Origin of the sequence: Nocardiopsis sp. B62 (assembly GCF_018070675.1) — a bacterium.
GTDB classification, from domain to species: Bacteria; Actinomycetota; Actinomycetes; order Streptosporangiales; family Streptosporangiaceae; genus Nocardiopsis; species Nocardiopsis prasina.
The window spans coordinates 51,322-76,435 of sequence record NZ_JAGPXK010000021.1 but is presented as its reverse complement, the minus strand read 5'-3'; the positions used below and the strand labels follow the sequence as shown (position 1 = coordinate 76,435).

Below are 25,114 nucleotides of genomic sequence, written 5' to 3'. Positions count from 1 at the left end.
GGGGATGCGGAGGCGACCCTCGCCACCTCGTAGACGGGGACGTTTCCACTGTTTCAGTGGGAACGTCCCCGTTCTCCTGTGCCCCACCAGAGTGCGTCCGGATCCCGGGCTCCGGTTGGTTCCGCGCTGACCAGAAGGGGGCGGGGCCACCGATCGGTGACCCCGCTCTCAGGCCTGCTTCCCCCGGCGGGCCCCGGGCGCGGGCTCACTCCGTTTGCGCTCCCGGAGGGTCTCCGTCCGGCTCCGGTGGCGCGCCGCGTACACCCGCAGTGCCAGGTTGACCGCGTCGTCCCGGGTGCGGGCTCCGGAGAAACGCATGGTCTCCCGGAGTGCCTCGTCGTCGATGTCGATCCAGGTCGCGCTCACGCCGCGCTCCTCGCCGCTCGGGGATGGGGTCAGCCCATCGTCCCGCACGCGGAGCGTGACCCGTGCACTACTGGACGTGTCGTGTTGCTCGTCAGCCCATGGTCTTCTGACCGTCCAGGGACTCCCGGATGACGTCGGCGTGGCCGCAGTGCTGCGCGGTCTCCCGGATGAGGTGGATCAGCACGTCACGGGCGGTCCAGGAGGCGTCCTCCGGGAACCACGGCGCGGGCGGGAGCTTCTGGCTGATCTCCAGGTGGGGCAGGGAGCGGAAGTAGGCGTCGGTCTCCTCGGCGCCCCTTTCGTAGGCGGTGAGGGTCCCCTCAAGGGTCTCCTCGCCGATCAGGCGGAAGCTGTTCTCGTGGAACTCCTGTGTCTCCTGGGACTCGTAGTCGACCTCCTGCGGGCCCTCCTTGACGAAGGTCCGCCACCCGTTCTCCACCGAGCTCAGGTGTTTCACGATCCCCGCGAGGGTGAGCTCGCTCGCGGTGGTGCGCCGTGTGGCCTGCTCCTCGGTCAGCCCCTGGAGGGTGGTGAGCAGGAAGGCCCGCTGCTGGGCCAGGAAGGCCAGCAGCGCCTCCCGCTCGACCTCGACCTGGTTCTTCTTCTCGCTGACCTCAACCATGGGAACTCCTCCGTGTCCGTCTCGTCGCCTCGACTCTAGGAAGCGTGGCGGTCAGGCACTGGCCTCCATTGGCTGGGCATGACCGGGTTTTCTGGCCTCATTGAAAGCACTGTGGATAACCTGGCGGTCTGGCGACCCGGAGGTTCCATGGCCCTGATTCCGCTCCAGTACCGGCTCGACGGCCCCAGGCACGCGCCCGTCGTGCTGCTCGTGCCGCCGTTCGGAACGAAGATGTCGGTCTGGGAACCCCAGATGCCCGAGCTGACCCGAAGCCGCCAGGTGCTGCGGATCAACCACAGAGGTCACGGGTTCTCCCCGGCGCCCGAGGGACCCTACTCGGTGGAGGACCTGGCGCTGGACGTCCTCGGGATCCTGGAGGACCGCGGGTTCACGCGGGTCTCGGCTGTCGGCGGGGGCATGGGCGGCTCCCTGCTGCTGTGGATCGCCGCCAACTCACCGCGCACCCTGGAGCGGCTCGCCCTGCTGGCCGGAACCTCCCGCACCCCTCCCACACACCGCTGGGACCGCATCGCCGCCCAGGTGCGTGAGAGCGGGATGGACTCGGTCACCGCCGACGTGGTCCTGCCCTGGTTCACCCCCGACCTCACCGAGGACCGCCCGGAGGTGGCGGGTCGGTTCACGGAGGACTTCGGCACCGTCGATCCGGGCGCCTACGCGTCGATCTGCGACGCCCTCGCCGGGATGGACCAGCGCAACCTGGTCTCCGGTGTGCGCGTGCCGACCCTGGTCGCCTCCGCCGCGCACGACCCCCTGCTGCCTCCCGGGCACGGGCGCCGCCTGGCCGACGGCATCTCCGAGGCGCGGTTCGAGGTGGTCTCCGGCGCCGCGCATCTGCTGGGGGTGGAGCGCGCCGACCGGGTCAACGAGCTGCTCATGGAGCACGTCGCGGCCTGAGTCAGACCCCTTCGGGCAGCGGGATCAGGGGGCTGTTGACCTCCAGGAGGTAGCCGTCCGGGTCGCGGAAGTGCGCGGCGCGGATGCCCCACGCCGTCCAGTCGCGCGGCTCCATCACCTGACGGGCGCCGTCCGCGACCAGCCCTGCGGCGGTCTCGTCCACGTCGTCCACCTCGAAGATCACCGCGAGCCGGTCCTGGTGGGGCAGGGCCGGATCCGCGGTGTCGGTCTCCAGCGCCTCGGCCATCACCTCGCGCTGGTTGAGGGCCAGCCGCGTGCCCGACCGCACGTCGAACTCGGCGTAACGGCTCTGTTCGTCGCCCCACAGCACGGGGAGTTTGAGGGTGTCGGCGTAGAAGCGGAAGCAGGCCTCGTAGTCGTTCACGAGGAGCCTGATGAAGCTACAGCGCATGGGGGCCTCCTGCCGTGCGGGTTGGGTAGTCGGCACCATTCTCAGGTTCGAGCATGCCGCATGCCTGAGTATCCGTACCCGGATGCGGCATGGCCGGATGCGGTCACCCCGTTTTCGTCCCCGGCGTTGACCTGCGTCGCCACGGGTCGGACCCACCCCTGCTCCTCCTCGCGGTCCTGTCGCCCCGGTGATATTCACCATGCTCTCTTATGTAGTACATGTACTATCAAAGATCCAAGGAAGGCGACGAAGAGGAGGATTTCCATGACAGGCCACATGGCACCGGGTCTGGCCAGGGCCGCGGCCCTGGCCTCCGGAAGCCGGGGCGAGGCCGTGGTACGGGTCAGCGGGCTGCGCATGGACTACGGCGACAACCGGGTCCTGCGCGGGGTCGACCTCACCGCCCGGCGCGGCGAGATCCTCGCGCTCCTGGGACCCAACGGCGCGGGCAAGACCACCACCATCGAGATCCTGGAGGGCTTCCGCCGCCGCTCCGCCGGGGAGGTCGACGTCCTCGGCTCGGACCCCGACCACGGCGACGAGGAGTGGCGTGCGCGGATCGGCGTGGTCCTCCAGTCCTGGCGCGACCACGGTTCCTGGAGGGTGCGCGACCTCCTCCACCACTTCGGCCGGTTCTACGCCCCCCACTCCTCGGCCGAACGGGTCCGCCCCCACGACACCGACGCCCTCCTGGAGCTCGTCGGCCTCAGCGAACACGCCGCCAAGCGAGTTCGGAACCTCTCGGGAGGGCAGCGCCGCCGCCTCGACGTCGCCATCGGTATCGTCGGCCGCCCCGAACTCCTCTTCCTCGACGAACCCACCGCCGGATTCGACCCCCGGGCCCGCCGCGACTTCCACGACCTCGTGTTCCGGCTCGCCGACGAGGAGGACACCACCATCGTGCTCACCACCCACGACCTCGACGAGGCGGCCAGGATCGCGGACCGCATCCTGCTCCTCGCCGGGGGCCGGATCGTCGCGGACGGCAGTCCCGACCAACTGGCCTCCCTCGTCGAACAGGACAGTGAGGTCACCTGGACGGTCGACGGACAGCGCCACCTGCACAGCACCGACAGCCCCGCCCGGCACATAGCGGAGCTGTACGCCGTCCACGGGGAAGGGATCACAGAACTGAGAGTCACCCGACCGTCCCTGGAGGACGTCTACCTGGCCATGGTCCAACGCCATGAGGCCGGGGAGGCCAGCCGGCCCGCCGAAGAGTTCGCCAAGGAGATCCGATGAACGCCCGACTCAACGCGGTCCGCGCCGGTCTCTCCCGGGGCCGGATCGAGTTCAGGCAGTCCTTCCGCAGCGGCCAGGAGATGTTCAGCTACCTGTACGTGCCGGTCCTGTTCGTGGGCATGGCCGTGGTCTTCGACTCCTTGGGCGTGGAGGGCGACGCCTCACCGATCGGAGCGGTGGTACTCAGCGGGGCCGTCGCCTTCACCCTGGTCATGCTCGGTGTCACCGCCGTCCTCCAGGTCCTGGCCACCGAACGCGAGGACGGCACACTGCTGCGGGCCAAGGCGGTCCCCCGCGGACTGGTGGGATACACGGTCGCCAAGGTCGTGCACATGACGGCGATGTCGGTCACGGCCATCGCCCTCATGGTCGTTCCGGGGGTCCTGTTCGTCGAGGGCTTCGGGTTCCGGAGCAGTGCCGACGGGGCCACCCTGCTCTGGGTGTGCGTGCTGGGCATGTTCGCCCTGGCACCGGTCGGGGCGATCCTCGGGTCGCTCATCGACAACCCGCGTCTGGGGGCCTCCCTCGCGATCGTCCCCTCGATCGCCGTCGTCATGGTCTCCGGAGTGATGTTCCCCCTCGGGATCCTGCCTGACTGGGTCCAGGCCCTCGGCCTGCTGCTGCCCGTGTACTGGCTCGGCCTGGGAATTCGTGCCGCGGTTCTTCCGGACTCCCATGCCGCCTACGAACTCGCCGGTTCCTGGCAGTTGCCCCAGGTCGCCGGGGTTCTGGCAGTCTGGGCGCTGGTCGGGTTCGCGGTGGCGCTGTGGCTGCTGCCGCGGATGGCCCGGCGTACGTCGGGGTCGCGGGTACAGGCGGCCCGAGAGGAAGCGATGAAGCGTGCCCACTGAGAAGACCAACGGACGCTCCGCCAGGGCGCCTGGATCCGAGACGATCCACAACCGGATCGCGATGCTGCGAGCCGAGCGCGGCGTCTCCCGTCGGGAGCTGGCCGAGGCCCTCGGGGTCCACTACCAGACCGTCGGCTACCTGGAACGGGGCGAGTACAGCCCCAGCCTCCACCTGGCGCTGCGCATCGCGCGGTACTTCGAGGTCCCGGTCGAGGTCGTCTTCTCCACCGAACCCTTCCCGCGCATCGGCCAGTGACCGGCTGACGGCTGACCGGCCCTCCGACTGACGGACCGGGGCCGTGCCCTTCGGCCTAGAGGAACGGGTCGGGGCCCGCCCAGCCGAAGGTGTCGCGCTGACGGGCCTCGGCGAGTTCGTCCTCGCTCAGGACCCGGGGCTGGCCGAGCTGGCGGGCGCGCAGGTAGGTGGCGCAGAGCCAGTCGAGCAGCCGCAGGTTGTCCAGGGCGTGCTCCAGACCGCGCCCCAGGGCCACCCCGCCGTGGTTGGCGAGCAGAGCGGCGTCGCGGCCCTTGAGGGCCTTGACCGCCTGGTCGGCGATGTCGCCGGTGCCGTAGGGCATGTACGGGGTCACGCTCACGGCGCCGCCCAGCCCTGCGGCGCGGTGGTGGATCGGGGGAAGCTCGGGGAGCACCGAGGACACCGCGGCGGTGTCGGCGGTGAACGCGTTGACCACCGCGAGGGCCTCGCGTCCGTGCTCGGCGGCGTGGCGGTGCACGGCCAGGTGGAGCGTGGTCTCGGCGGCGGGGTCGCGCCGACCCTCCAGCATCCGGTCGTCCAGGGACATCACCGGGCAGTCGATCGGCTGGAGCTGGTCCAGGGGGACACCGTGGGGGGTGACGACCACAAGGTCGCCGCTGCGGACGCTGACGGTACCGGCCTCGCCGGGGGCCGCGCCCGGGTGCTGGGCGATGGCGCGTGCGGTCAGGCAGACGTCGCGGCGTTCCTGTTCAAGCAGCATGAAATCCTCGGTTGGTGCGCGGGCGGCGGTCCCTAGGGGAGCCGGAGCAGCCGACTTAGGTACACCTAATGTACGTCACGTCGTCCGATTTGTATGCCCCCCGTCAGGCGACGAGACCGTGCCGGTAGGCGTACACCACCGCCTGGACGCGGTCGCGCAGGTCGAGTTTGGTCAGGATGCGCGAGACGAAGGTCTTCACGGTCTCCTGGCTGATGAACAGACTCGTGGCGATCTCGCCGTTGGACAGCCCGTTCGCGATCAGCCCCAGCACCTCCCGCTCGCGGGGGGTGAGGGGCAGGTGCGTCTCCGGAGCGTGGGTGGGCCGGATGCGGGCGGCGAACCGGCCCACCAGCTGGCGGGTGACCTCGGGGGCCAGCAGGGCCGCGCCGGAGGCGACGGTACGGATACCGTTCAGCAGTTGGTCCGGGGGAGCGTCCTTGAGCAGGAATCCGCTGGCACCCGCGCGCAGCGCCTCGTAGACGTACTCGTCGAGGTTGAACGTGGTGACCACCAGGACCTTCACGGGGTGCTCCACCCCCGAACCGGCCAGCCGTCGGGTGGCCTCGATCCCGTCGAGTTCGGGCATCCGCACGTCCATCACCACGACGTCGGGGCGCAGCCGTCCGGCGAGCTCGACGGCGGTCCGACCGTCACCGCACTCACCGACGACCTCCATGTCCGGTTGGGCGCCGATGATGGTCACCAGCCCGGTACGGATCAGCATCTGGTCGTCGCAGACCAGGACCCTGGTGCTCATCGCCGCGCGGGGATGCGCGCGTGCACGGTGAAACCGTCACCGTGCGGGCCGGCGGAGAAGTCGCCGCCCATGACCTCGACGCGTTCGCGCAGTCCGACCAGGCCCCGCCCGCTGCCCCCGGGGGAGACCCCCTCGGGTCCGGGGCGCTCGGTGTCGACGTTCACTGTGATCTCCTCGGGGCGGTGGCGCACACGCACCGTGGTGGGGCTGCCGTGCGCGTACTTGAGTGCGTTGGTCAGCGCCTCCCGCACGACGCGCTGCGCGACGAGGTCGGCGCCGTCGAGGGTCCCGGTCGGCGCCCCCTCCTCGCTGAACCGCACCGGCTGACCGGCCCGGCGGGTGCGCTCCACCACGTCGAGCATCCTCTCGCCGTTGGCTGGGGCGGGATGGGCGGGGTCGAGCACGTCGAGGAGCTGCCGCAGGTCGGTGATGGCCTGGCGTCCGGTGTCGGAGACCGTGCCCAGGGTCTGGTCGAGGCGTTCGGGCGCGGCGGTCAGGTAGCGCGCGGCCTCGGTCTGCACGACCATCGCGGTCACGTGGTGGGTGACGACGTCGTGGAGTTCGCGGGCGATGCGGGCGCGTTCGGCGGCCAGGGTGTCCGCGGCCAGGCGGCGGCGGCGTTCGGCCTCGGCCACGCGGGTGGAGCGCAGCCACGATCCGATGCCCCAGGCCAGACCGTGCGCGAAGTAGAAGATCACCCATTCGGCCGGGGTCTCGCCCTCACCCAACCGGGTGAGCGCCAAGGCCAGCGCCACGAACGCCACCGTGCCGACCAGCAGGGTGGTGCGCCGGTACCGGTCGAGGTGGACGCCCGCGCTCATGAGCGCGATGGGCATCGCGGTCCCGGCGATCAGGTGGTACCCGCTCAGCTGGTCGAGTGCGAAGCCCGCCGCCACCAGGGCCAGGGTCAGCGCGGGCCACCGCCGCCGACCGGCCAGGGGCAGGCACTGGAGGGTGAGCGCGAGCACGCCCAGGGCGTCGAGGGGGCGGTCCGGCACGCCGCCGACCTGGGTGCCGTATCCGTGCAGCGCCGGAACGCAGGAGACGGACAGGAGGATCAGGGCCAGGGGCAGGTCTCGGACGGTGACGTCGAGCCGCCGCCACAGCAGGGGAGGACGTCGGAGCCAGGTCACGGACGAATTGTAGTGGCGCAGGGCCACGGCCCCGCTCCCTTTGTCCCCCATGCGAGCTACGAGCAGGTGTCCACTCAGAGGTGACGACCCGGGGCCCCGGTTTCCGTAGCGTTCTGCACGTACCGACTTCCCCTTCCGACCGCCCCACGCGGTCGGCCCCGCCGCCTGGAGGCACCCCATGTTCCGCACCATCCGGACGACCGCCCTGTCCGCCCTGTGCTGCGCCGCGGCGATTCCCGGGCTGGTCGGGTGCGGTGTGCTCTCCGAGGTGGGCAGCGAGCTGGGCTCGGCCGCCGACGAGGTGCGGTCGGACCTGGAGGACGCCGCCTCGGAGGTGCTGACCGAGGGGCAGCTGTTCACCGGGAGCAAGGCGCTCGACATCGACGGCGTCTCCGTCAACGTCTCCTGCTCCGGGACGCCGTCTGACGGCAGGCCGGTCATCGTGCTGATGGCGGGGATGGGCGACGGTCTGGACACCCTGGCCGGGGTGCAGGAGACCCTGGCCGAGGACGAGCGGGTCTGCTCCTACGACCGCCTCGGCGAGGGGGAGAGCGACCAGCCGGAGGGGCAGCAGAGCATCGACGACGCCGGGGAGACGCTGACGGCCGTCCTGGAGGACGTCGCCGGTGACGGCCCCGTGGTCCTGGCCGGTCACTCGCTGGGCGGGCTCATCGCCGCCCGCTACGCCCCGGACCACCCGGACAGGGTCGGCGGGTTGGTGCTCCTGGACGCCACGTCGCCGACGATGATCGACGACATCACCGGGGTGATCCCCGAGTCGGCCACCGGTGAGGGCGCCGAGGTGCGCGCGCAGAACCTCGCCATCTTCCAGGGCGAGAACCCGGAGAACATCGTGATCGACAGCGACCCGCGGGTCGGCTCGGCCGGTGACGTCCCGGTGGAGGTCATCCAGCACGGGGTCCCCTACCTCGGTGAGATCGCCGAGTACGGCGACGACCTGGAGCGGGTGTGGACCGAGGGCCAGGAGCAGTGGCTGGCGCTCTCGGACCGCAGCCGGCTCAGCACCGCGCAGGAGAGCGGTCACCACATCCACGTGGACCAGCCCGACGTCGCCGTCGAGGCCATCCGGCGCGTCACCGAAGAGGCCGCAGCCTGACCCTTCCCGCGGGGGCCGTGCCGAAAGTCCGGAACCGTCGGAGTTCCACACAAACACACGTCAAAGAGTCGTCCCGGTCTTGCCCACGGTGGTGTGTCCACTCACCCGAGGGGAGGGCCGGGGCGTAGGTCTGTCCAGACGGGCTGGTGATATGAGCCACGGCCGAGACGTGCCGTAACGCGCTGTTCCGCCTGGCCAGCGAGGGTTATGGGAACGTTGTGGCGTATGTGACCTACGAGACGAGGCTGTTTGTGACAAGCGATCCTGGGCAGAGAGGGTCCGTGAACCAGACCCATGTAACCCTGCCGACCGTGCCGTACCTGTCCGAACCGGGAGCGGCCACCGCCACCAGCCTGTATGTCGACGGCGAGTGGCGGGCGGCGCAGAACGGACGCGTTCGGGAGATCCTGGACCCGGCCGACGCCTCGGTCCTGACCATCGTCAGCGAGGGCGGCAGGGCCGACACGGAGGCCGCCATCGCCGCCGCGCGCCGCGCCTTCGACCACGGTGAGTGGCGCCGCACCTCCGCCGACGAGCGCGGCCGCGTCCTCGAACGGATCGCCGACCTGCTCCAGCGCGACCGCGAGGAGATCGCGGTCATGGAGTCGCTGGACACCGGCAAGACCATCGAGGAGGGCGGGATCGACGTCGACGACGTCACCAACGTCTTCCGCTACTACGCCGGGCTGGCCGACAAGGACGCGGGCCGCCTCGTGTCCGCGCCCGAGGGCGTGCACAGCAAGGTCGTCTACGAGCCCGTCGGCGTCTGCGGCATGATCACCCCCTGGAACTACCCGCTGCTCCAGCTGGCCTGGAAGATGGCCCCGGCGATCGCGGCGGGCAACACCATGGTGATCAAGCCCAGCGAGGTCACCCCGGTGACCACCGCCAAGCTGGTCGAGCTCACCACCGAGGCGGGCGTACCCGCCGGAGTGGTCAACCTCGTCCTTGGCAGCGGCCCCGACGCGGGCGCGCCCCTGTCCGAGCACCCCGACGTCGACCTCGTCTCCTTCACCGGCGGCCTGGTCACCGGGCGGCGGATCATGGCGTCGGCCGCCGAGACGGTCAAGAAGGTCGCCCTGGAACTGGGCGGCAAGAACCCCAACATCATCTTCCCCGACGTGGACCTGGACACGGCCGTGGACTACGCGCTCAGCGCCGCGTTCTTCCACTCCGGCCAGGTGTGCTCGGCGGGTGCGCGCCTCATCGTGCACAACGACATCCACGACGCCTTCACCACCGAGCTCGCCCGCCGGGCCGAGGCCATCCGGATCGGCCGGGGCCAGGAGGAGGGCGTGCGCTGCGGTCCCCTGGTCTCCGCCGAGCACCGCGCCAAGGTCGAGAAGGCCGTGGCGCGCGGCGTCGAGGAGGGCGCTCGGATCATCGCGGGCGGCAGGCGCCCCGACGAGGCCGACCTCCAGGACGGCTACTTCTACCGGCCCACCGTGTTCGTGGACTGCGACCGCTCCATGGACATCGTGCAGACCGAGGTGTTCGGCCCGGTCGTGACCGTCGAGCGCTTCGAGACCGAGGCCCAGGCCGTCGAGCTGGGAAACGACACCGACTACGGGCTCTCCGGCGGCGTGTGGACCAACGACACCGCCCGTGGCGAGCGCGTGGCCGCGGGCCTGCGCCACGGCACCGTGTGGATCAACGACTACGGCCCCTACTTCCCCGGCGCCGAGTGGGGCGGCTTCGGCCGCAGCGGGGTCGGCCGCGAGCTCGGCCTGGCCGGTCTGGACGAGTACCGCGAGGCCAAGCACGTCTACCGGAACCTTTCGCCCGAGCCGCAGCGGTGGTTCGGCTAACGCCTCTCTCCGGGTTCCGGGCGTAGGGGGCGCCCGGGACCCGCAGGCCACCCGTCGGCGCGGGTCCGTCCTCCGCGTCGGCGGGTGCCCTCCCTCAGCTCGTGTGCCACGAAGGCCGTGGCACCCGGAACGCACATGCCAACCGAGAACACGCAGGTCGGTTCCCCCCGGCATCCCCCAGAGCCACACGAACGAGAGGATTCGGCCCGTGTCCACGAACGAAACCACCTACGACTACGTCATCGTCGGCGGCGGTACGGCGGGGTCGGTGATCGCCAACCGGCTCACCGAGGACCCCGGCACCAGCGTCTGCGTCATCGAGGGCGGGCCGGACGACCGGGACCTGGAGCACGTGCTCCGGCTCCGCGACTGGCTGAGTGTCCTCGACAGCGACCTCGACTACGGCTACACCACCACCGAGCAGCCCAACGGCAACTCGCACATCCTGCACTCGCGCGCCCGGGTGCTGGGCGGCTGCTCCTCGCACAACACGCTCATCAGCTTCCGGCCGTTCGCCGAGGACCTGGACGACTGGGTGGCCGCGGGCGCGGAGGGCTGGGACAACGCCACCGTGCAGTCCTACGCCGACCGCATCAAGTGCAACATCATCCCCATCGCGGAGAAGGACCGGAACGCGATGGTCAGGGACTGGGTGTCCTCGGCCTCCGAGGCGGCGAACGTCCCGGTCATCGAGGACTTCAACGCCCTGACCTCCCACGGCGGCGGCTTCTCCGAGGGCGCGGGCTTCCTGTCCATCGCCTACGACCCCTACACCGGCTACCGCTCCTCGGCCTCGGTGGCCTACCTGCACCCGGTCATGGACGTGCGGAAGAACCTCACCGTGCTGCTGGAGACCTGGGTCGGCCGGATCCTGTTCGACGGGGACCGCGCCACCGGCGTCAGCGCCACCACGAAGGACGGCGAGCGGATCACGGTCAACGCCCGCCAGGAGGTCGTCGTCGCGGCGGGCGCCGTGGACAGTCCCCGCCTGCTGATGCTGTCCGGCGTCGGCAACGCGGAGGAACTGGGCGCCGTCGGCATCCAGAGCCACCACCACCTGCCCGGTGTGGGCGAGAACCTCCAGGACCACCCCGAGTCGATCATCATGTGGGAGACCAGCCAGCGGGTCCCCGAGAACACCGTGATGGACTCCGACGCGGCCCTGTTCGTACGGCGCGAGGACGGTGACGACCCCCGCCCGGACCTGATGTTCCACATCTACCAGATCCCCTTCGACGACAACACGAAGCGGCTGGGCTACGACTCGCCCGAGGACGGCAGGGCGGTCTGCATGACCCCGAACATCCCGCGCTCGCGCTCGCGCGGCAAGCTCTACCTCACCAGCAGTGACCCGGCGGCCAAGCCCGCCCTGGACTTCCGGTACTTCACCGACCCCGACGGATACGACGAGAGGACCATCGTGGACGGGCTGAGGATCGCTCGCGACGTCGCCGCCACCGAGCCGTTCCGATCGTGGATCAAGCGCGAGGTCGCGCCCGGTCCGCAGGTCCGGACCGACGAGGAGCTGTCCGAGTACGGGCGCCGCGCAGCACACACCGTGTACCACCCGGCGGGCACGTGCAGGATGGGCGCCGCGGACGACGAGACCGCCGTGGTCGACCCCCGCCTGCGGGTGCGCGGACTGCGCGGACTCAGGGTCGCCGACGCCTCCGTCTTCCCGACCCTGCCCACCCCCAACCCCATGGTGATGGTGCTCGCCCTGGGCGAGCGCGCCGCCGACCTCATCCGCGAGGATCGGTCCGCCACCGCGGGGGAGGCCCGATGAGCGCCCCGGCCGCCGAGGCGGTCCCCACCCCGGGCTCCACCGACGTCACCTTCTCCGTCCGCAACCTGTGGAAGATCTTCGGCAGGAACGCCGACGACATCATCGGCACCGAACTCGAACGGGCCGACCGTGACCGCATCAAGGACGAGACCGGCTGCACCGTCGCGGTCCGCGACGTCTCCTTCGACGTGCGTCCCGGTGAGACCTTCGTGGTCATGGGACTGTCCGGGTCCGGGAAGTCGACGCTCATCCGCTGCCTCACCCGCCTGATCGAGCCCACCTCGGGCTCGGTCACGCTCGACGGCGAGGACATCGGGGACGCCACGGAACAGCGCCTGCGCGAACTGCGACGCCACAAGATGGCGATGGTCTTCCAGCACTTCGGACTCCTGCCCCACCGCAGGATCATCGACAACGTCGCCTACGGGCTGGAGGTGCGCGGGATGCCGCGCGCCGAACGCTACGAACGGGCCCAGGAGATGATCGAGATGGTGGGCCTGGCCGGTTACGAGCGGTCCCGCCCCGGTGAGCTGTCCGGCGGCATGCAGCAGCGTGTGGGCCTGGCCCGCGCCCTCGCCGTCGACCCGCAGGTGCTGCTGTTCGACGAACCGTTCAGCGCCCTGGACCCGCTGATCCGCCGCGACATGCAGAACGAGGTCGCGCGGCTCCAGCGGGAACTGAACAAGACCTCGGTCTTCATCACCCACGACCTCCAGGAAGCCCTCAAGCTGGGCGACCGCATCGCGATCATGCGCGACGGCGAGCTCGTCCAGGTGGGTACCCCGGAGGAGGTCGTGGGCCGCCCGGTCAACTCCTACGTCGCCGATTTCACCTCCGACGTGGCCCGCACGACCGTGCTCACCGCCCGGTGGCTGGTCCGCGACGCCTACCCGGACGAGCGCACCGACGGCCCGACCACCGAACCCGGCACCGTCCTGGCCGAGGTCCTGCCGATGCTCGCCGCCAGCACCGCGCCGGTCCGGGTCGTGGAGGGCGACACCCTCCTCGGCTACGTGGGCCGCGACGACGTGCTGCGCGCCATCGCCGAGGACCAGTTGGAGGGCGCCGAGCAGGTCGACGCGATGGTCGAGGAGGCGGTGGAGGAGATCCCCGACGACGCCGTCGACCACGGCGGCACGGACACCGACCCCACCGGGAACGGTGGGTGACATGGCCACGGTGACCGAACCAGCCGGGGCGAGCGCCTCCGGCAAGGAAGGCACGAGGGACACCGACGGCGGACTGCTCCGCAGGAGCTGGTTCCAGGCCCTGCTGGTCGTCGTGGTCCTCGTCGCGGGCTACCAGCTGACCCGCCTGGCGGGCTCCCCGTCCTGGGCGGGCGGCTTCCCCACGAGCATCGGCAACGGCTTCATGGCCTGGCTCGACGGGGTCTACGCGTGGATCGTCGCCAACCGCAACGACAGCCCGCTGTTCCTGTACTTCTTCAACTACATCTCCGTGGGGCTGGGGTCGGCCGTCGTGCTGATCAACCAGCTCCTGAACTCGCTGACCTGGCTCGGCGTGACCGTGATCGGGGTGGTCGCCTCCTGGCGCGTCGCCGGATGGCGGGTGGCGCTGCTGGTCCTGGCCACGTTCGCCGTGTTCGCGCTGACGGGGCTGTGGAACGAGTCGATGACGACGCTGTCGCTCATCATCACCTCGGTGTTCATCGCCCTGCTGTTCGGTATCCCGCTCGGCGTCCTCGCCGGGCGCAGCGAGGGGTTCTACCGGTCCATTCGCCCGGTCCTGGACTTCATGCAGATCATGCCGGCCTTCGCGTACCTGCTGCCGTTCGTGCTGCTGTTCGGCATCGGCAACGCGTCGGCCGCGGTGGTGACGGCGGTGTACGCGCTCCCACCGGTCGTACGGATCACCGCCCTGGGCATCCGTGAGGTCAACAAGGCCGCGATCGAGGCGACCACCTCGCTGGGCTCCACCCCGTGGCAGATCCTCACGAAGGTGCAGCTGCCGCTGGCCAAGCGCACCATCCTGCTCGGCGTCAACCAGACCATCATGCTCGCGGTCTCCATGGTCGTCATCGCGTCGGTGATCGGCGCTGGCGGACTCGGCGACGCCATCTACCAGGCCCTGTCCAAGATCAACGTCGGCCAGGCGTTCCAGGCCGGTCTGGCGATCGTCATGCTGGCGATCGCGATGGACCGGGTCACGGGCGCCGTCGGCCACGGTTCGCGCACGCCCCGGGTTGAGGAACGGTACCGGTTGCCGCTCCTGGGGCTCATGCTCGCCCTGGCTGTCGGGGCGACGGCCGTGGGACGCCTCTTCGGACTGGGAGGCTGGCCGCGCGACCTTTCGCTCCGCGTCGACATCCCGGTCAACGCGGTCGACAAGGCGGTCGAGTCGGCGATCGGGCCGGCCACCGCCGCGCTGGGTTCGTGGACACAGAGCTGGGTCCTCGGTCCGCTCGACAACCTGCTCAGCGGATCGCCGTGGTGGCTGGTGACACTCGCCGCGGCCGCACTCGGCCTGATCTTCGCGGGGAAGCGGGTCGCGGTGGTCTCCGCGCTGTGCTTCCTCGTGATCGGTCTGCTGGGCGTGTGGGACAACGCCATGGACACGCTCTCCCAGGTGCTGGTGGCCACGGTGGTCACCATCGCGCTGGGCGTGGTCGTCGGTGTGCTGATGTCACGCAGCGACGTGTTCGCGCTGCTGCTCCGGCCGGTGCTCGACTTCATGCAGACCCTGCCGCCGTTCGTGTACCTGATCCCGGCGGTGGCTCTGCTGGGGCTGGGCCCCGTACCCGCCCTGGCGGCCGCGGTCATCTTCGCCCTGCCGCCGGTGATCAGGCTGGTCAACGACGGTATCCGAGGGGTCCCACCGGGCACCGTCGAGGCCGCGGCCTCGCAGGGTTCCACCAAGTGGCAGCTGCTCACCAAGGTGGAGCTGCCCATGGCGCGCGGTTCCCTGCTGCTGGCGGTCAACCAGGGGATCATCCTGGTGCTCTCGATGGTGGTCATGGGCGCGCTGGTGGGCGCGGGCGCGCTGGGCAACGACGTGGTGCTCGGCCTGGCCCAGAACGAGCTGGGGCTGGGTATCGCCTCGGGTCTGGCGATCGTGTCCCTGGGCCTGTTCCTGGACCGGGTGACGCAGGGAAGGAGGGCACCCCGTGCCTAGGTTTGTGAGGAGGAGCGCCCTGCTCCGGTTGTTCGCGGCGGGGCTGGCCCTGGTGATGGTGAGCTCGTGCGCGGTGCGCACCGACCAGATCGCCCGCGACCCCAACACCGTGCGGATCGCCGTCAACGGGTGGGTGGGCTACGAGGCCAGCGCCGAGGTGCTGGCCAGCATCCTGCGCGAGGAGATGGGCTACGAGGTCCAGCTCATCCGCGTGGACGAGCAGCCCTCCTGGCAGGCGCTCGACCAGGGCGTCATGGACGTGATCGTGGAGAACTGGGGCCACGAGGACCTCTACGAGCTGTACGGTCCCGACGGCAACGGCACCGCGGTCGACGGCGGTCCCAACGGCAACGAGGGGGAGATCGGCTGGTACGTCCCCGCCTACCTTGCGGAGGAGATCCCGGAGATCACCACCCTGGAGGGGCTGAAGGCGAACACCGATCTGTTCCGCACCGCCCAGACGGGTGACAGGGGCGAGTTCCTCGCGGGGGCCCCGGGGTTCGTCAGCCAGGACCAGGGGATGATCAACGCCTTCGACCTGGACCTGGAGATCGTCTACGCCGGTTCGGAGGCCGCGCAGATCACCGAGGTGCGGCGCCGGTACGCGAACGAGGAGCCGGTGCTCTTCTACTTCTACGATCCGCAGTGGTTCCAGGAGGAGGTGGATCTGGTCAAGGTCGAGTTCCCCGAGTACCACGCCGGTTGTGACGCCAACCTGGACGACGTGCCCTGCGACTACCCGGTCTACGACCTGAACAAGATCTTCCGGACCGGTTTCGTGGAGGAGGACGACTACGCGTACCGCTTCCTCAAGAACTGGAAGTGGAGCAACTCCGACCAGAACGCCGTGGCGCAGAAGATCGCCGACGAGGGGGTCTCCCCGCCCGAGGCCGCGGAGGCCTGGGTCGACGCGAACCGTGACGTCTGGGAGAAGTGGCTGCCGGAGGGCTACGAGAACCGCTGACGGTAGAGGGGGGCGGGGCCTGCGAGGGCCTCGCCCCTTTCGCGTCCCGCCCTTGCGCCGCGCCGCCGGAAAAGGTGAGAATCGTTCACTTACCCCCGACGGCTGGAGCGACATGCACCAGGGACGACTGGTCACGGCGTTCGGAACGGTCCTCCTCCTGGACGTGCTCGGAGTGTTCCTGCCCTCCCTGATCACCCTCTTCGGGCAGGCGGGTGCGACCAGCCCGGAACTCATGGGTGCCTACGCGCTCGCCTGGTTCCTGGTCCCCCTCCCGTTCGTGGCGCTGGCCCGGCGCCTGCCCCCGCTCGGTGTCGCCCTGGCCGCCGGTGCGGCGCTCGCGGTCGGCCGGGTCGGGCTCCAGTTCACCGACGGCGGCGACCCCCAGCTGTACCTGGCCTCCGCGCTCGTCGGCCTGGGCGCCGTGTGGCTGGTGTGCACGGCCATGGCCACGGCCGTGGACGGCCGGGCGACCGGCCACGGGGTCATGGTCGGACTCGTGGCCGGGATGGCGGCCTCCACCGCCGTGCACACCGCCCTGGGCACGGTGGACCTGGTCTGGCGTGAGGGCCCCGCCACCTGGGTCGCCGTGTTCGTGGCCCCGCTGGGTCTGCTCCTCACGGCGGCCCGGACCTGGAGGGCGACCCCCGGCGACCCGGCCCCGATCCGCCCCCGCGGCTGGCTCGCGCTGGGACCCCTGCTCTTCCTGGCCGGGCTGTACACCGCCAACCCCGCCGTGGCCCAGACCATCGGCGGTACCCCCTTCGCGGCCGCCGCGCTCAGCGTGGTGGCCGTCCTGTCCGTGCTGGTCGCCGCGGACCCACGGCGCTACACACCCAACCCGCTCCTGCCGCTGGCCGTGCTGTTCGCGATCCTCACCACGCTGTGGCTGGCGCCGCTGCTGCCCGGGGAGGCGCAGGGGACCCTGCCCGCGTGGTCGCTCGCGGCGCTCCTGCTGGGCCAGCCCGCCCTGGCCGCCTGCGCCGGATGGGCGGCCGCGGCGGGGCCGAGCGCACCCGCCCGGACCGGTCTCCTCGCCGCGTCGGGCCTCCTCCTCTTCGTGGTGCTGGTGTTCGCCTTCTACGCCGCCTACGACCTGCACGCCCCCAACGACCATGTGCCCTTCGTCGCGCTGGCCGTGCTCGCCGCCGCGATCCTGCCCCGCGCGACCGCCGCGCGACCCGCACCCGGGGGAGGGCGAACGCTCCTGCGGCCCACCACGGCGGCCGCCGCGCTCACGCTGGCCGCCACGGTCGTCGCGCCGATCGCACGCACGGACGCGCCCGCCGCCGGATCCGGGGCGGAAGGGCTGAGGGTGGCCGCCTACAACGTGCGCATGGGCTTCGGGATGGACGGGCGCCTCTCCGTGGCGGAGCAGGCGGAGGCGCTGCGCGCCCTGGACGCCGACGTCGTCGCCCTGAGCGAGGTCGATCGGGGCTGGCTGCTCAACGGGGGCCATGACGGCCTGTCCATGCTCGCCGAACGGCTCGGCATGACCGCGTACTGGGGCCCCGCCGACGGCCCGTTCTGGGGGGACGCCGTGCTCACCAGCCTGCCGGTCACGGAGGTGCGCGGTCACGCGCTCCCCGCCAGCGGCCCCACCGGGGCGCAGGCGCTGGCGGTCACCATGGAGTGGGCGGACACCGAGGTGAGCGTGATCGCGACCCACCTCCAGCCCGAGGGGTACGACCTGGGGAACCCGAGCGCCAGCGATCAGATGAGCGAGCTGATGCTCCTCGCCGAAGAGACGAGGTGGACGACCGGCGCCCCCGTGGTGATCGCCGGGGACCTCAACTTCGAACCGGAGGAACTCCCCTTGGAGGGCTGGTCCGGGGGCGACTACCAGGACGCCTTCGCGCAGGTGCGGCCCTTCCCCACGATGGTGGCGGACGCCCGCTCCGACCAGCAGATCGACCACATCCTGACGAGTGACGACCTGGTTCCGAGCGATCCCGCCAACCCCGACGTGCCCCACTCGGACCACCGCCCGATCGCGGTCACCCTCAGCCTCGCCGAGTAGGGGCGTCCCTTGCCCGCGCAGTCCCGGGCTCCTAAGAGAGGAAGACCTGGAGTTCGGTGGAGTGGAAACCGTAGCGGGCCTTGAACCAGCCGTTGCGCCTGCCCGCTGACACGGTCGGCCGACCTTCGGCGAACGCGAACCTGAGGGACTGGGCGAGCAGGACGTAGGTCGGGCTGAACCCGTCGCAGGCGCCGTCGTCCACGCCCAGACACCACAGGTGGTACCGGGTGTTGTCCACCAAAGACGCCATGGCCGCGACCAGCCGCTCGTCGACGCGCAGTTCGATGACGCTCGCGCAGCTCCCCAACGCGCCCAGGAACCCCTGGAACACCCCGGGCAGGTAGTAGTCGGCGTTGTCGTGCTTGCTTCCCGCGGTGGCGCGCGCCAGCCGGACGAACCCGTCCAGGTCCGCCTCGTCCACCCCGAGCTCCCGGGCCCGGACACCGGCCTCCTCGGCCCTGCGGAGTTGCCGACGCATCTCCCTGCGGGGCTTGCCCCCCAGGCTCTCGAGGTAGGCGTCGAACCCGTCCAGACCGGAGACGTCCATGCTCCACATCCGGTCGAGGGGGGTTCCGGACAGCCCCGCGGCGCCGAGCAGACGCGCCGCGTCGCTGTCCGCCCCGACGTTGGCCGCCCCGTACAGCGACGCGCCCCACTCCCCGGCGAGGTCACCCATCGCGTCGACCGCCATACGTGCCGCCTCGGGGCTCAGGGCAGGGATCGTCGTCTCGTAGCAGTGCCAGACGTGGGAGAGCAGGACGGGGTGGTCCAGCGACCCCGGCCGGTTGGCCGCCAGCGCCCCCATCGGATCCACGCCCCGCTGGAGGTAGACCGGCAGAACCGCGTGCGCCCTTCCCGCCCCGTCGTGGACGAGGATGTGGGCGCCGCGTTCGACGGAGTGCAGGGGGAAGGCCTCGAACGCCCGTAGGAAGGCCGGTGAGTAGAACACCGGCGCACCGGTCTCCCTGACCAGCCGCTCACAGGCACGGGTGTCCAAAGTGCCGGTGTCGGGTTCGATGGCCACGTGTAACGGCATGGTGTGGTCTCCTCGCGGACCTAGGTCCAGTCCAGCAGCACCTTGCCGGCTCTCCCGCTGGCCGCGGTGGCGAAGGCCTCGGCGTACTGGTCGTAGCGGAACGTGTGGGTGATGACGAAGGAGGGGTCGAGCCCGTTGGCGACCAGCGCGGCGACGCTGCGCCACGTCTCGGGGATGCGCCGACCGCTCACGCCCTGGATGCTGAGCATCCGGGTGGAGATGTCGGCCCAGTCCACGGAGGTCTCCCGGGACGGCAGGCCCAGCGCCACGATCCTGCCGCCCGGGCTGACGGCGTCGAGCATGGTCTGCAGGGCCTCGGGCGCCCCCGACATCTCCAGCCCGATGTCGAAGCCCAGCGGGGTGTCACCCGCCTCGCGCAGCTCCTCGGAACCCGATTCGGGCGCGGCGGCGGGGACCACGTCGATGTTCTCGGCGAGCAGCAGGCGAAAGGAGCTGACGTCGGTGACGACCACCGACCGCGCCCCCATGCGCGCGCAGATCTGGGCCGCCATCAGCCCGATCGGACCAGCGCCGGTGATCAGGACGGACAGTCCGCTGACGGGGTGGGTCGTGGCCGCGTGCACGGCGTTGCCCAGGGGGTCGAAGATCGAGGCGACCTCCAACGGCACCCCCTCCCCGTGCACCCACACGTTGGCGGCGGGGACCACCACGTAGCGGGCGAAGACGCCGTCGGTGTGCACGCCGAGGTTGATGTTGTTCAGGCACAGGTGGCGGGCCCCGGAACGGCACTGCGCGCACCGGCCGCAGGTCAGGTGTCCCTCGACACCGACGGTCTGTCCCTCGCGCAGTCCCCTGACACCGCTCCCGGTCTCGACGATCCGCCCGACGCACTCGTGCCCGGGGATGAGGGGTGTGCGGACCGAGCCTTGGGCCCAGTCGTCCCACTGGAGGATGTGCAGGTCCGTTCCGCAGATCCCCGTCAGCAGGACGCGGATGAGCACCTCGTCCGCTCCGGGCCGCGGAACGGGAGCCTCGACCAGCTCCAGGCCCGCCCCGGGGCCGGACTTGTACAGGGCGGGCATCGTCTCGTCGCGCGTCCCGTTCATTTCCGTCCCAGCGGTGCGAGCGGGACGGCGACGCGCTGGTCGTTCATGTCCACGAGCCACTGGTCGAGGTCGAGCAGCCACCAGGAGTCGATCTCGACCACATAGAAACGACGGTGCCCGTCCCCGTGGAATTCGGATAGGGGGAGGCGCCATTTCTGGCGGGTCTCGTCGTCGGGAAAGTTTCTTTGGTAATAGAACTCCGCGACGTGCTCGAGGTCGTCTCCGGTCACCGGGGAGGCCCTTCCGGTGAACTGGGCGCCGTCCAGGCCGAGGCCGGGAAGTCCGGTCACGAAAATCGATCCGGAGACCGTCGGGCGGGCGTGGATGTTCTGTGAATGTCGCGCCTCGCGAAGCGAGTACCAGAGGAGACGCAGAGGCTCGCGCAGGGGGACGTAGTTGACGGTCGACGCCCAGGCGCCGTCGGGCGACTGCGTCGCGAGCGTGACGAAACGCCCGTTCTCGATGAGGAAATTGCTTCGGTCGATCAGTTTTCTGGAAACCTGCATTGCTCTCTCCGTGGGGTGCCGACGACCATGCCCGAAGCATAGGAGGGCAAACAGGATGTCCTATGAATCTTTTGGTGTGTCCGGAGAATTCACCACTTCCCCAACAAGGGAAAACAATGGCCCCACGCTTCGCAGGAGTTTGGTTACCTTCCGGAATGGATGCCGTATTCTCCGTGTCCGACGTAGGGGATTCGGCCCACGCGTACAGTCGGTGGTGAGGGGACGAACAGCACGCCCCGCCTCCGGTCGTGGGGCGGACGGAGGGACGGAGGCGGCCACGATGGCCCAGTTCGACGCACTAGGCGACATCTACGACGACTTCGCCCAGACCGCGTTCCGCAGACACCTCGAACTCCCCAGCATCGTCCGTGCTCTGGGGGACGTGACGGGGCTTCACGCGCTCGACCTGGGCTGTGGAACCGGCCCGCACAGCCGGACGCTGGCGAGGCTGGGCGCGGAGGGCGTGGTCGGAGCCGATGTCGCGGAGGGGATGCTGGAGCACGCCCGCCAGGCCGAGCGAGAACACCCCCTGGGGGTCCGCTACGAACGGGCGCCCCTCACCGACGGGTTCGCCGGACGCTTCGACCTCGTCCTGTCCGTCTACGTCATGCCCTACGCAGCGGACAGGGACCAACTCGACACCCTGTGCGCCCAGGCGTTCGCCGCCCTGAAACCGGGTGGCCGACTGATCGCCCTCCCGGCCAACCCGGACCTGAGCACCGTCCCCGGCTACTACCGGCCGTACGGTTTCGACCTGGTGGTGCCCGAACCCCTGGCCGACGGCTCCCGGATCACCCTGCTCATGGGCGAGGAGCAGATCGCCGCCCGGTACTGGACCAGAGACGCGCTCGACCAGGCGCTCACCCGCGCGGGCTTCACGGCAATCCGGGGCCTCGGACACCACGTCTCACCCAAGGGCGAGCGCGAGTTCGGTCCCGGTTTCTGGCGGGACTACCTGGACCGGCCGCACGCGCTCATTCTGGAGGCCCGGCGCCCCGCGCAGGGCTGACGGGCAGACGCCGCACGCTCCTGATCGGGGTCGCTCCTCACAGGGCCTCGCCCCGGGGCGCGGTTGCGCCCCGTGAGCCGAGGTGTTCCCTCGCTCCGAGCGGTGGTCGTCTACGCGGGCCGTTCGTAGTGGAGACGGCGGCTCACCCAGTACACGTTCACGCAGGCGGCGACGAACCCGACCCCCAGGACGACGACCAACCACGTCTGGTTGGTCAGCACGATGGCCGCCACCGTCCCCAGCAGCAGGACCAACGCCCCGAACACCGCCAGGACCAGCCGGAAACCCAGTGCGCTCGCCGGGCGGTCGTGGGTCCCCAGGGCCCCCTTCAACCTGCCGCGTCTGGCACGTTCCATGTCGTTGACACCTCCCTGTGAACAGTCCTACCCCAACGGGGCCGCACGCACGTTCCAGGGTGCCTTTCCGGTGGTCCCCGCGGCCGGGAGAATGAGGCCGAGCGCTCCGCCCCGTCGTCCGAAGGAGAAGGTTGTCCCACCGCGAGGGCCGTGTGCCCGGTCCCCTGATCCTCGCCCTGCCGCTCGTCCTGATCCTGACCGGCTGTTCCACCCCCGACACCGGGGCCGGAGCCGAGCCGGAGGTGACCACGCCCCACGTCTCGGTGTTCTGGGTGGAACGTGAGGTGCGGATGCGCACGCTGGACCGCATGTTCACCGAGGGCGACTCCGACGCGGTCATCGCGAACACCGGCCGCACCAGGGACGTGTTGTTCGACGCCGGGGTCGTCCACGAGGAGGGCGACGGGTACCGCGTCGAACTCGACACGGACACGTGGGACACCTCGCTCAACCTGAGCCGGATCGACGGTGCCCTGGGCAACGCCATGCGTCAGAACGAGGTCACCTGGTGCGGCGACGCCGTGGAGGCCGAGGATTTCGTCGAGGACTACATGGGCGAGTTCTGGGAGACCCTCGACACCTTCGACGCCTACGAGGCGAGCGTCATCGACTACGTCGACTGCGGCACCGGGAGGGTCTGACCCCGCCTCGGGCCCGCGAGGCGGCGCCCCGGGTACACGAAAGGGGGCGCCCACCGGGCGCCCCCTCGTCGTTCGGGTGGCTACACGCCGTTCATCAGGGCGGGCAGCGTCTGCTCGTAGGTGGTGCGGAGCTCGTCCAGGCCGATCTCCACCACGCCGCCCGAGTGGCTCACCGACAGGCTCTCGCCGCCGACGGTGCCGATCTGCGTGACGGGAACGCCGTGCTGGGCGGCCAAGGCCACGAAGGCCTCCTCCTGGCCGGGCCGCACGGCGACGATCGCGCGGGCGGCGGACTCGCTGAACAGCGCCGTGAAGGCGTCGCCGTCCACCTCGACCCGCAGCCCCCGGAGGCCGCGCAGGGCCGCCTCGGCGAGGGCGACGGCCAGGCCGCCGTCGGACAGGTCGTGCGCCGCTGCGGCCAGACCCTGCTCGGCGGAGCTGGCCAGCACCTCGCCGAGGGCGGCCTCGGCGGGCAGGTCCACCAGCGGCGGGAGCCCGCCCAGGTGACCGTGCACGACGTCGGCCCAGGCGGACCCGCCGAACTCGGCGCGGGTCTCTCCCAGCAGGAAGACGCGGGTGCCGTCGTCCTCGAAGGCGGAGCGCAGCCGGGTGTTGACGTCGTCGATCACCCCGAGGACGCCGATCACCGGGGTCGGGTTGATCGCCACGTCGCCGGTCTGGTTGTAGAAGCTGACGTTTCCACCGGTCACTGGGGTGCCGAGCTGCTGGCAGGCGTCGGCCAGACCTCGGGTGGTCTCCGCGAACTGCCACATGACGCCGGGGTCCTCCGGCGAACCGAAGTTGAGGCAGTTGGTGACCGCCAACGGGCGGGCGCCGGTGGCGGACACGTTCCGGAAGGCCTCGGCGAACGCCAGCTGCGTTCCCGCGTACGGGTCCAGGAGGGTGTACCGGCCGTTGCCGTCGGTGGACAGGGCCACGCCGCGGTCGGAGTCGTCGGAGATCCGGATCATGCCGGAGTCGTGCGGGGCGGACACGACCGTGTCGCCGCGCACGTAGCTGTCGTACTGCTGCGTGACCCAGGTCGGGTCGCCCACGCCGGGGGCGCCGAGCACCTTCAGGAGCTGGGCGCGCAGCTCGGCGTCGCCCTCGGGGCGGGCCAGCTTCGCGGCGTCGTCGGCCTGGAGCGCGTCCTGGAACTCCGGGCGGGCGTAGGGGCGTTCGTAGACCGGGCCCTCGTCAGAGGCGGTTCGCGGCGGCATGTCCACCACGGTCTCGCCGTGCCAGGTCATCACCAGGCGGCCGCCGCGCTCGGCCTCCTCGGGGGTGACCTCGGTGACCTCGCCGATCTCGGCGGCGAGGATGCCCCACTTGTCGCAGACCGCGAGGAAGTCGGGCATCTTGGCGGGTTCCACGATCGCCATCATGCGCTCCTGCGACTCGCTCATGAGGATCTCCTCAGGCGTGAGCCGGTGGTCGCGCAGCGGTACCCGGTCCAGCTGGATGCTCATGCCGCCGGTGCCGCCGGCGGCGAGCTCGGTGGTGGCACAGGAGACACCCGCGGCGCCGAGGTCCTGGATGCCGACGACCATGTCCTGGGCGTACAGCTCCAGGCTGCACTCGATGAGGAGCTTCTCCATGAACGGGTCGCCGACCTGGACGCTGGGCCGCTTGGACTCCAGTTCCTCGTCGAAGGAGGCGCTGGCCAGAACGGAGGCGCCGCCGATGCCGTCGGGGCCGGTGGTGGAACCGAACAGGACCACCTTGTTGCCCGGGCCGGGTGCCTGGGCGAGCTTGATGTCCTCGTGTTTGAGCACGCCCACGCACAGGGCGTTCACCAACGGGTTGCCGAGGTAGCTGCGGTCGAAGCCGATCTCGCCGCCGATGTTGGGCAGACCGAGGCAGTTGCCGTAGAAGGAGATGCCGGAGGTCACGCCGGGCAGCATCCGCTTGGTGTCGTCGGCGTCGGCGGGGCCGAAGCGCAGGGCGTCCATCACGGCCACGGGGCGGGCGCCCATGGTCAGGATGTCGCGGACGATGCCGCCCACACCGGTGGCCGCGCCCTGGTGGGGCTCGACGAAGGAGGGGCTGTTGTGCGACTCGATCTTGAACGTGACCGCGTTGCCGTCGCCGACGTCCACCACACCCGCGTTCTCGCCCATGCCCACGAGCAGGGCGTCGTTCTCCGGGGCCTTCTCACCGAACTGGCGCAGGTGCACCTTGGAGGACTTGTAGGAGCAGTGCTCGCTCCACATCACCGAGTAGATGGCCAGCTCGGCGGCGGTGGGGCGGCGGCCCAGGATCTCGCAGACCCGCTCGTACTCGTCCCTGGGCATACCCAGTTCGGCGTACGGCTGGGGTGTGTCCGGACTGGCGGTCGCGGTGGCGACGGTGTCGAGACCGGGTGCTTCAGACATGCGGTGCTTCCGTTCGGGTGTCGCG

General features: G+C 70.7%; 24 protein-coding genes. 13 read left to right on the top strand and 11 right to left on the bottom strand.

Translation table 11 applies throughout. The annotated features are described in order from the left end of the window. Positions 1-168 precede the first annotated feature (168 nt). Positions 169-366: a type II toxin-antitoxin system VapB family antitoxin gene (locus KBX21_RS26970; RefSeq protein WP_049571059.1), complete on the bottom strand. Its 198-nt coding sequence runs from the start codon at positions 364-366 to the stop codon at positions 169-171. 91 nt (positions 367-457) lie between these two features. Next, a complete protein-coding gene (locus KBX21_RS20145) occupies positions 458-988 on the bottom strand; it encodes a DinB family protein (protein ID WP_049571062.1) in 531 nt (176 codons plus the stop codon). A 147-nt stretch (positions 989-1,135) separates the two neighbouring features. Between KBX21_RS20145 and KBX21_RS20140 the strand changes: the two genes are divergently transcribed. Further along, a complete protein-coding gene (locus tag KBX21_RS20140) occupies positions 1,136-1,903 on the top strand; it encodes an alpha/beta fold hydrolase (protein ID WP_210843053.1) in 768 nt (255 codons plus the stop codon). Between the two features lies 1 nt (position 1,904). On the opposite strand, the gene KBX21_RS20135 is transcribed toward KBX21_RS20140, so the two are convergent. After that, complete coding sequence (locus KBX21_RS20135) at positions 1,905-2,315, bottom strand: VOC family protein (protein ID WP_049571066.1); 411 nt, start codon at positions 2,313-2,315, stop codon at positions 1,905-1,907. Between the two features lie 276 nt (positions 2,316-2,591). Here KBX21_RS20135 and KBX21_RS20130 point away from each other — a divergent pair, with 276 nt between their 5' ends. The 3 genes from KBX21_RS20130 to KBX21_RS20120 are packed head-to-tail and all read left to right on the top strand — an operon-like array spanning position 2,592 to position 4,664. After that, positions 2,592-3,557, top strand: a complete 966-nt coding sequence (locus KBX21_RS20130; RefSeq protein WP_210843083.1) for an ABC transporter ATP-binding protein — start codon at positions 2,592-2,594, stop codon at positions 3,555-3,557. Then, complete coding sequence (locus tag KBX21_RS20125) at positions 3,554-4,408, top strand: ABC transporter permease (RefSeq protein ID WP_210843051.1); 855 nt, start codon at positions 3,554-3,556, stop codon at positions 4,406-4,408. The genes KBX21_RS20130 and KBX21_RS20125 overlap by 4 nt, the downstream gene beginning before the upstream one ends. Further along, positions 4,398-4,664: a helix-turn-helix transcriptional regulator gene (locus KBX21_RS20120; RefSeq protein WP_049571074.1), complete on the top strand. Its 267-nt coding sequence runs from the start codon at positions 4,398-4,400 to the stop codon at positions 4,662-4,664. The genes KBX21_RS20125 and KBX21_RS20120 overlap by 11 nt, the downstream gene beginning before the upstream one ends. Before the next feature lie 55 nt (positions 4,665-4,719). On the opposite strand, the gene KBX21_RS20115 is transcribed toward KBX21_RS20120, so the two are convergent. From KBX21_RS20115 to KBX21_RS20105, 3 genes are all read right to left on the bottom strand, one after another. Continuing rightward, complete coding sequence (locus tag KBX21_RS20115; RefSeq protein ID WP_049571079.1) at positions 4,720-5,385, bottom strand: class II aldolase/adducin family protein; 666 nt, start codon at positions 5,383-5,385, stop codon at positions 4,720-4,722. 103 nt (positions 5,386-5,488) lie between these two features. After that, positions 5,489-6,142 carry a response regulator transcription factor gene (locus KBX21_RS20110; protein WP_210843049.1) on the bottom strand — a complete coding sequence of 218 codons (654 nt, stop codon included), beginning with the start codon at positions 6,140-6,142 and terminating at the stop codon, positions 5,489-5,491. Further along, the gene (locus KBX21_RS20105) at positions 6,139-7,275 is read right to left on the bottom strand and encodes a sensor histidine kinase (protein ID WP_049571184.1); all 1,137 of its coding nucleotides are present in this window, start codon (positions 7,273-7,275) and stop codon (positions 6,139-6,141) included. The genes KBX21_RS20110 and KBX21_RS20105 overlap by 4 nt, the downstream gene beginning before the upstream one ends. A gap of 178 nt (positions 7,276-7,453) precedes the next feature. Between KBX21_RS20105 and KBX21_RS20100 the strand changes: the two genes are divergently transcribed. The 7 genes from KBX21_RS20100 to KBX21_RS20070 all read left to right on the top strand — a co-directional run bounded on the left by KBX21_RS20100 (position 7,454) and on the right by KBX21_RS20070 (position 18,099). Next, positions 7,454-8,392: an alpha/beta fold hydrolase gene (locus tag KBX21_RS20100; RefSeq protein WP_210843047.1), complete on the top strand. Its 939-nt coding sequence runs from the start codon at positions 7,454-7,456 to the stop codon at positions 8,390-8,392. 281 nt (positions 8,393-8,673) lie between these two features. Beyond that, positions 8,674-10,200, top strand: a complete 1,527-nt coding sequence (locus tag KBX21_RS20095) for an aldehyde dehydrogenase family protein (RefSeq protein WP_049571087.1) — start codon at positions 8,674-8,676, stop codon at positions 10,198-10,200. Positions 10,201-10,408: 208 nt separating this feature from the next. Next, positions 10,409-11,986, top strand: a complete 1,578-nt coding sequence (locus tag KBX21_RS20090; RefSeq protein WP_210843045.1) for a GMC family oxidoreductase — start codon at positions 10,409-10,411, stop codon at positions 11,984-11,986. Beyond that, complete coding sequence (locus tag KBX21_RS20085; RefSeq protein ID WP_049571093.1) at positions 11,983-13,155, top strand: glycine betaine/L-proline ABC transporter ATP-binding protein; 1,173 nt, start codon at positions 11,983-11,985, stop codon at positions 13,153-13,155. Before KBX21_RS20090 ends, KBX21_RS20085 begins: the two co-directional genes overlap by 4 nt. 1 nt (position 13,156) lies before the next feature. After that, positions 13,157-15,118 (top strand): proline/glycine betaine ABC transporter permease, encoded by a 1,962-nt coding sequence (locus tag KBX21_RS20080; RefSeq protein ID WP_210843043.1) that lies wholly within the window; start codon positions 13,157-13,159, stop codon positions 15,116-15,118. Continuing rightward, a complete protein-coding gene (locus KBX21_RS20075; RefSeq protein WP_210843041.1) occupies positions 15,111-16,082 on the top strand; it encodes a glycine betaine ABC transporter substrate-binding protein in 972 nt (323 codons plus the stop codon). The genes KBX21_RS20080 and KBX21_RS20075 overlap by 8 nt, the downstream gene beginning before the upstream one ends. Positions 16,083-16,194: 112 nt before the next feature. After that, positions 16,195-18,099, top strand: a complete 1,905-nt coding sequence (locus KBX21_RS20070) for an endonuclease/exonuclease/phosphatase family protein (RefSeq protein ID WP_210843039.1) — start codon at positions 16,195-16,197, stop codon at positions 18,097-18,099. 31 nt (positions 18,100-18,130) lie between these two features. On the opposite strand, the gene KBX21_RS20065 is transcribed toward KBX21_RS20070, so the two are convergent. The 3 genes from KBX21_RS20065 to KBX21_RS20055 are packed head-to-tail and all read right to left on the bottom strand — an operon-like array spanning position 18,131 to position 20,708. Further along, entirely contained in the window at positions 18,131-19,135 is a 1,005-nt protein-coding gene (locus tag KBX21_RS20065; RefSeq protein WP_210843032.1) for a GNAT family N-acetyltransferase, read from the bottom strand. A 20-nt stretch (positions 19,136-19,155) separates the two neighbouring features. Beyond that, a complete protein-coding gene (gene tdh, locus KBX21_RS20060) occupies positions 19,156-20,202 on the bottom strand; it encodes an L-threonine 3-dehydrogenase (RefSeq protein WP_247666042.1) in 1,047 nt (348 codons plus the stop codon). Continuing rightward, a complete protein-coding gene (locus KBX21_RS20055; RefSeq protein ID WP_049571108.1) occupies positions 20,199-20,708 on the bottom strand; it encodes a pyridoxamine 5'-phosphate oxidase family protein in 510 nt (169 codons plus the stop codon). Before KBX21_RS20055 ends, tdh begins: the two co-directional genes overlap by 4 nt. 280 nt (positions 20,709-20,988) lie before the next feature. Here KBX21_RS20055 and KBX21_RS20050 point away from each other — a divergent pair, with 280 nt between their 5' ends. After that, positions 20,989-21,717 carry a class I SAM-dependent methyltransferase gene (locus KBX21_RS20050; RefSeq protein ID WP_210843030.1) on the top strand — a complete coding sequence of 243 codons (729 nt, stop codon included), beginning with the start codon at positions 20,989-20,991 and terminating at the stop codon, positions 21,715-21,717. Between the two features lie 110 nt (positions 21,718-21,827). Here KBX21_RS20050 and KBX21_RS20045 read toward each other — a convergent pair whose 3' ends face one another. After that, positions 21,828-22,073: a hypothetical protein gene (locus tag KBX21_RS20045; RefSeq protein ID WP_049571120.1), complete on the bottom strand. Its 246-nt coding sequence runs from the start codon at positions 22,071-22,073 to the stop codon at positions 21,828-21,830. A gap of 131 nt (positions 22,074-22,204) precedes the next feature. On the opposite strand from KBX21_RS20045, the gene KBX21_RS20040 reads away from it, so the two are divergent. Next, positions 22,205-22,714, top strand: coding sequence for a hypothetical protein (locus KBX21_RS20040; protein WP_210843028.1), 510 nt, complete (start codon positions 22,205-22,207; stop codon positions 22,712-22,714). A gap of 80 nt (positions 22,715-22,794) precedes the next feature. Here KBX21_RS20040 and purL read toward each other — a convergent pair whose 3' ends face one another. Beyond that, positions 22,795-25,089 (bottom strand): phosphoribosylformylglycinamidine synthase subunit PurL, encoded by a 2,295-nt coding sequence (gene purL, locus KBX21_RS20035; RefSeq protein ID WP_210843026.1) that lies wholly within the window; start codon positions 25,087-25,089, stop codon positions 22,795-22,797. Positions 25,090-25,114: the final 25 nt, after the last annotated feature.

Coding starts and splice junctions, on each gene's coding strand:
- KBX21_RS20130 (WP_210843083.1), top strand. CDS start 2,592: ATGGCACCGGGTCTGGCCAGGGCCGCGGCCCTGGCCTCCGGAAGCCGG.
- KBX21_RS20080 (WP_210843043.1), top strand. CDS start 13,157: ATGGCCACGGTGACCGAACCAGCCGGGGCGAGCGCCTCCGGCAAGGAA.
- KBX21_RS20055 (WP_049571108.1), bottom strand. CDS start 20,708: ATGCAGGTTTCCAGAAAACTGATCGACCGAAGCAATTTCCTCATCGAG.
- KBX21_RS20050 (WP_210843030.1), top strand. CDS start 20,989: ATGGCCCAGTTCGACGCACTAGGCGACATCTACGACGACTTCGCCCAG.
- KBX21_RS20070 (WP_210843039.1), top strand. CDS start 16,195: ATGCACCAGGGACGACTGGTCACGGCGTTCGGAACGGTCCTCCTCCTG.
- purL (WP_210843026.1), bottom strand. CDS start 25,089: ATGTCTGAAGCACCCGGTCTCGACACCGTCGCCACCGCGACCGCCAGT.
- KBX21_RS20065 (WP_210843032.1), bottom strand. CDS start 19,135: ATGCCGTTACACGTGGCCATCGAACCCGACACCGGCACTTTGGACACC.
- KBX21_RS20115 (WP_049571079.1), bottom strand. CDS start 5,385: ATGCTGCTTGAACAGGAACGCCGCGACGTCTGCCTGACCGCACGCGCC.
- KBX21_RS20125 (WP_210843051.1), top strand. CDS start 3,554: ATGAACGCCCGACTCAACGCGGTCCGCGCCGGTCTCTCCCGGGGCCGG.
- KBX21_RS20145 (WP_049571062.1), bottom strand. CDS start 988: ATGGTTGAGGTCAGCGAGAAGAAGAACCAGGTCGAGGTCGAGCGGGAG.
- tdh (WP_247666042.1), bottom strand. CDS start 20,202: ATGAACGGGACGCGCGACGAGACGATGCCCGCCCTGTACAAGTCCGGC.
- KBX21_RS20100 (WP_210843047.1), top strand. CDS start 7,454: ATGTTCCGCACCATCCGGACGACCGCCCTGTCCGCCCTGTGCTGCGCC.
- KBX21_RS20085 (WP_049571093.1), top strand. CDS start 11,983: ATGAGCGCCCCGGCCGCCGAGGCGGTCCCCACCCCGGGCTCCACCGAC.
- KBX21_RS20110 (WP_210843049.1), bottom strand. CDS start 6,142: ATGAGCACCAGGGTCCTGGTCTGCGACGACCAGATGCTGATCCGTACC.
- KBX21_RS20045 (WP_049571120.1), bottom strand. CDS start 22,073: ATGGAACGTGCCAGACGCGGCAGGTTGAAGGGGGCCCTGGGGACCCAC.
- KBX21_RS20140 (WP_210843053.1), top strand. CDS start 1,136: ATGGCCCTGATTCCGCTCCAGTACCGGCTCGACGGCCCCAGGCACGCG.
- KBX21_RS20135 (WP_049571066.1), bottom strand. CDS start 2,315: ATGCGCTGTAGCTTCATCAGGCTCCTCGTGAACGACTACGAGGCCTGC.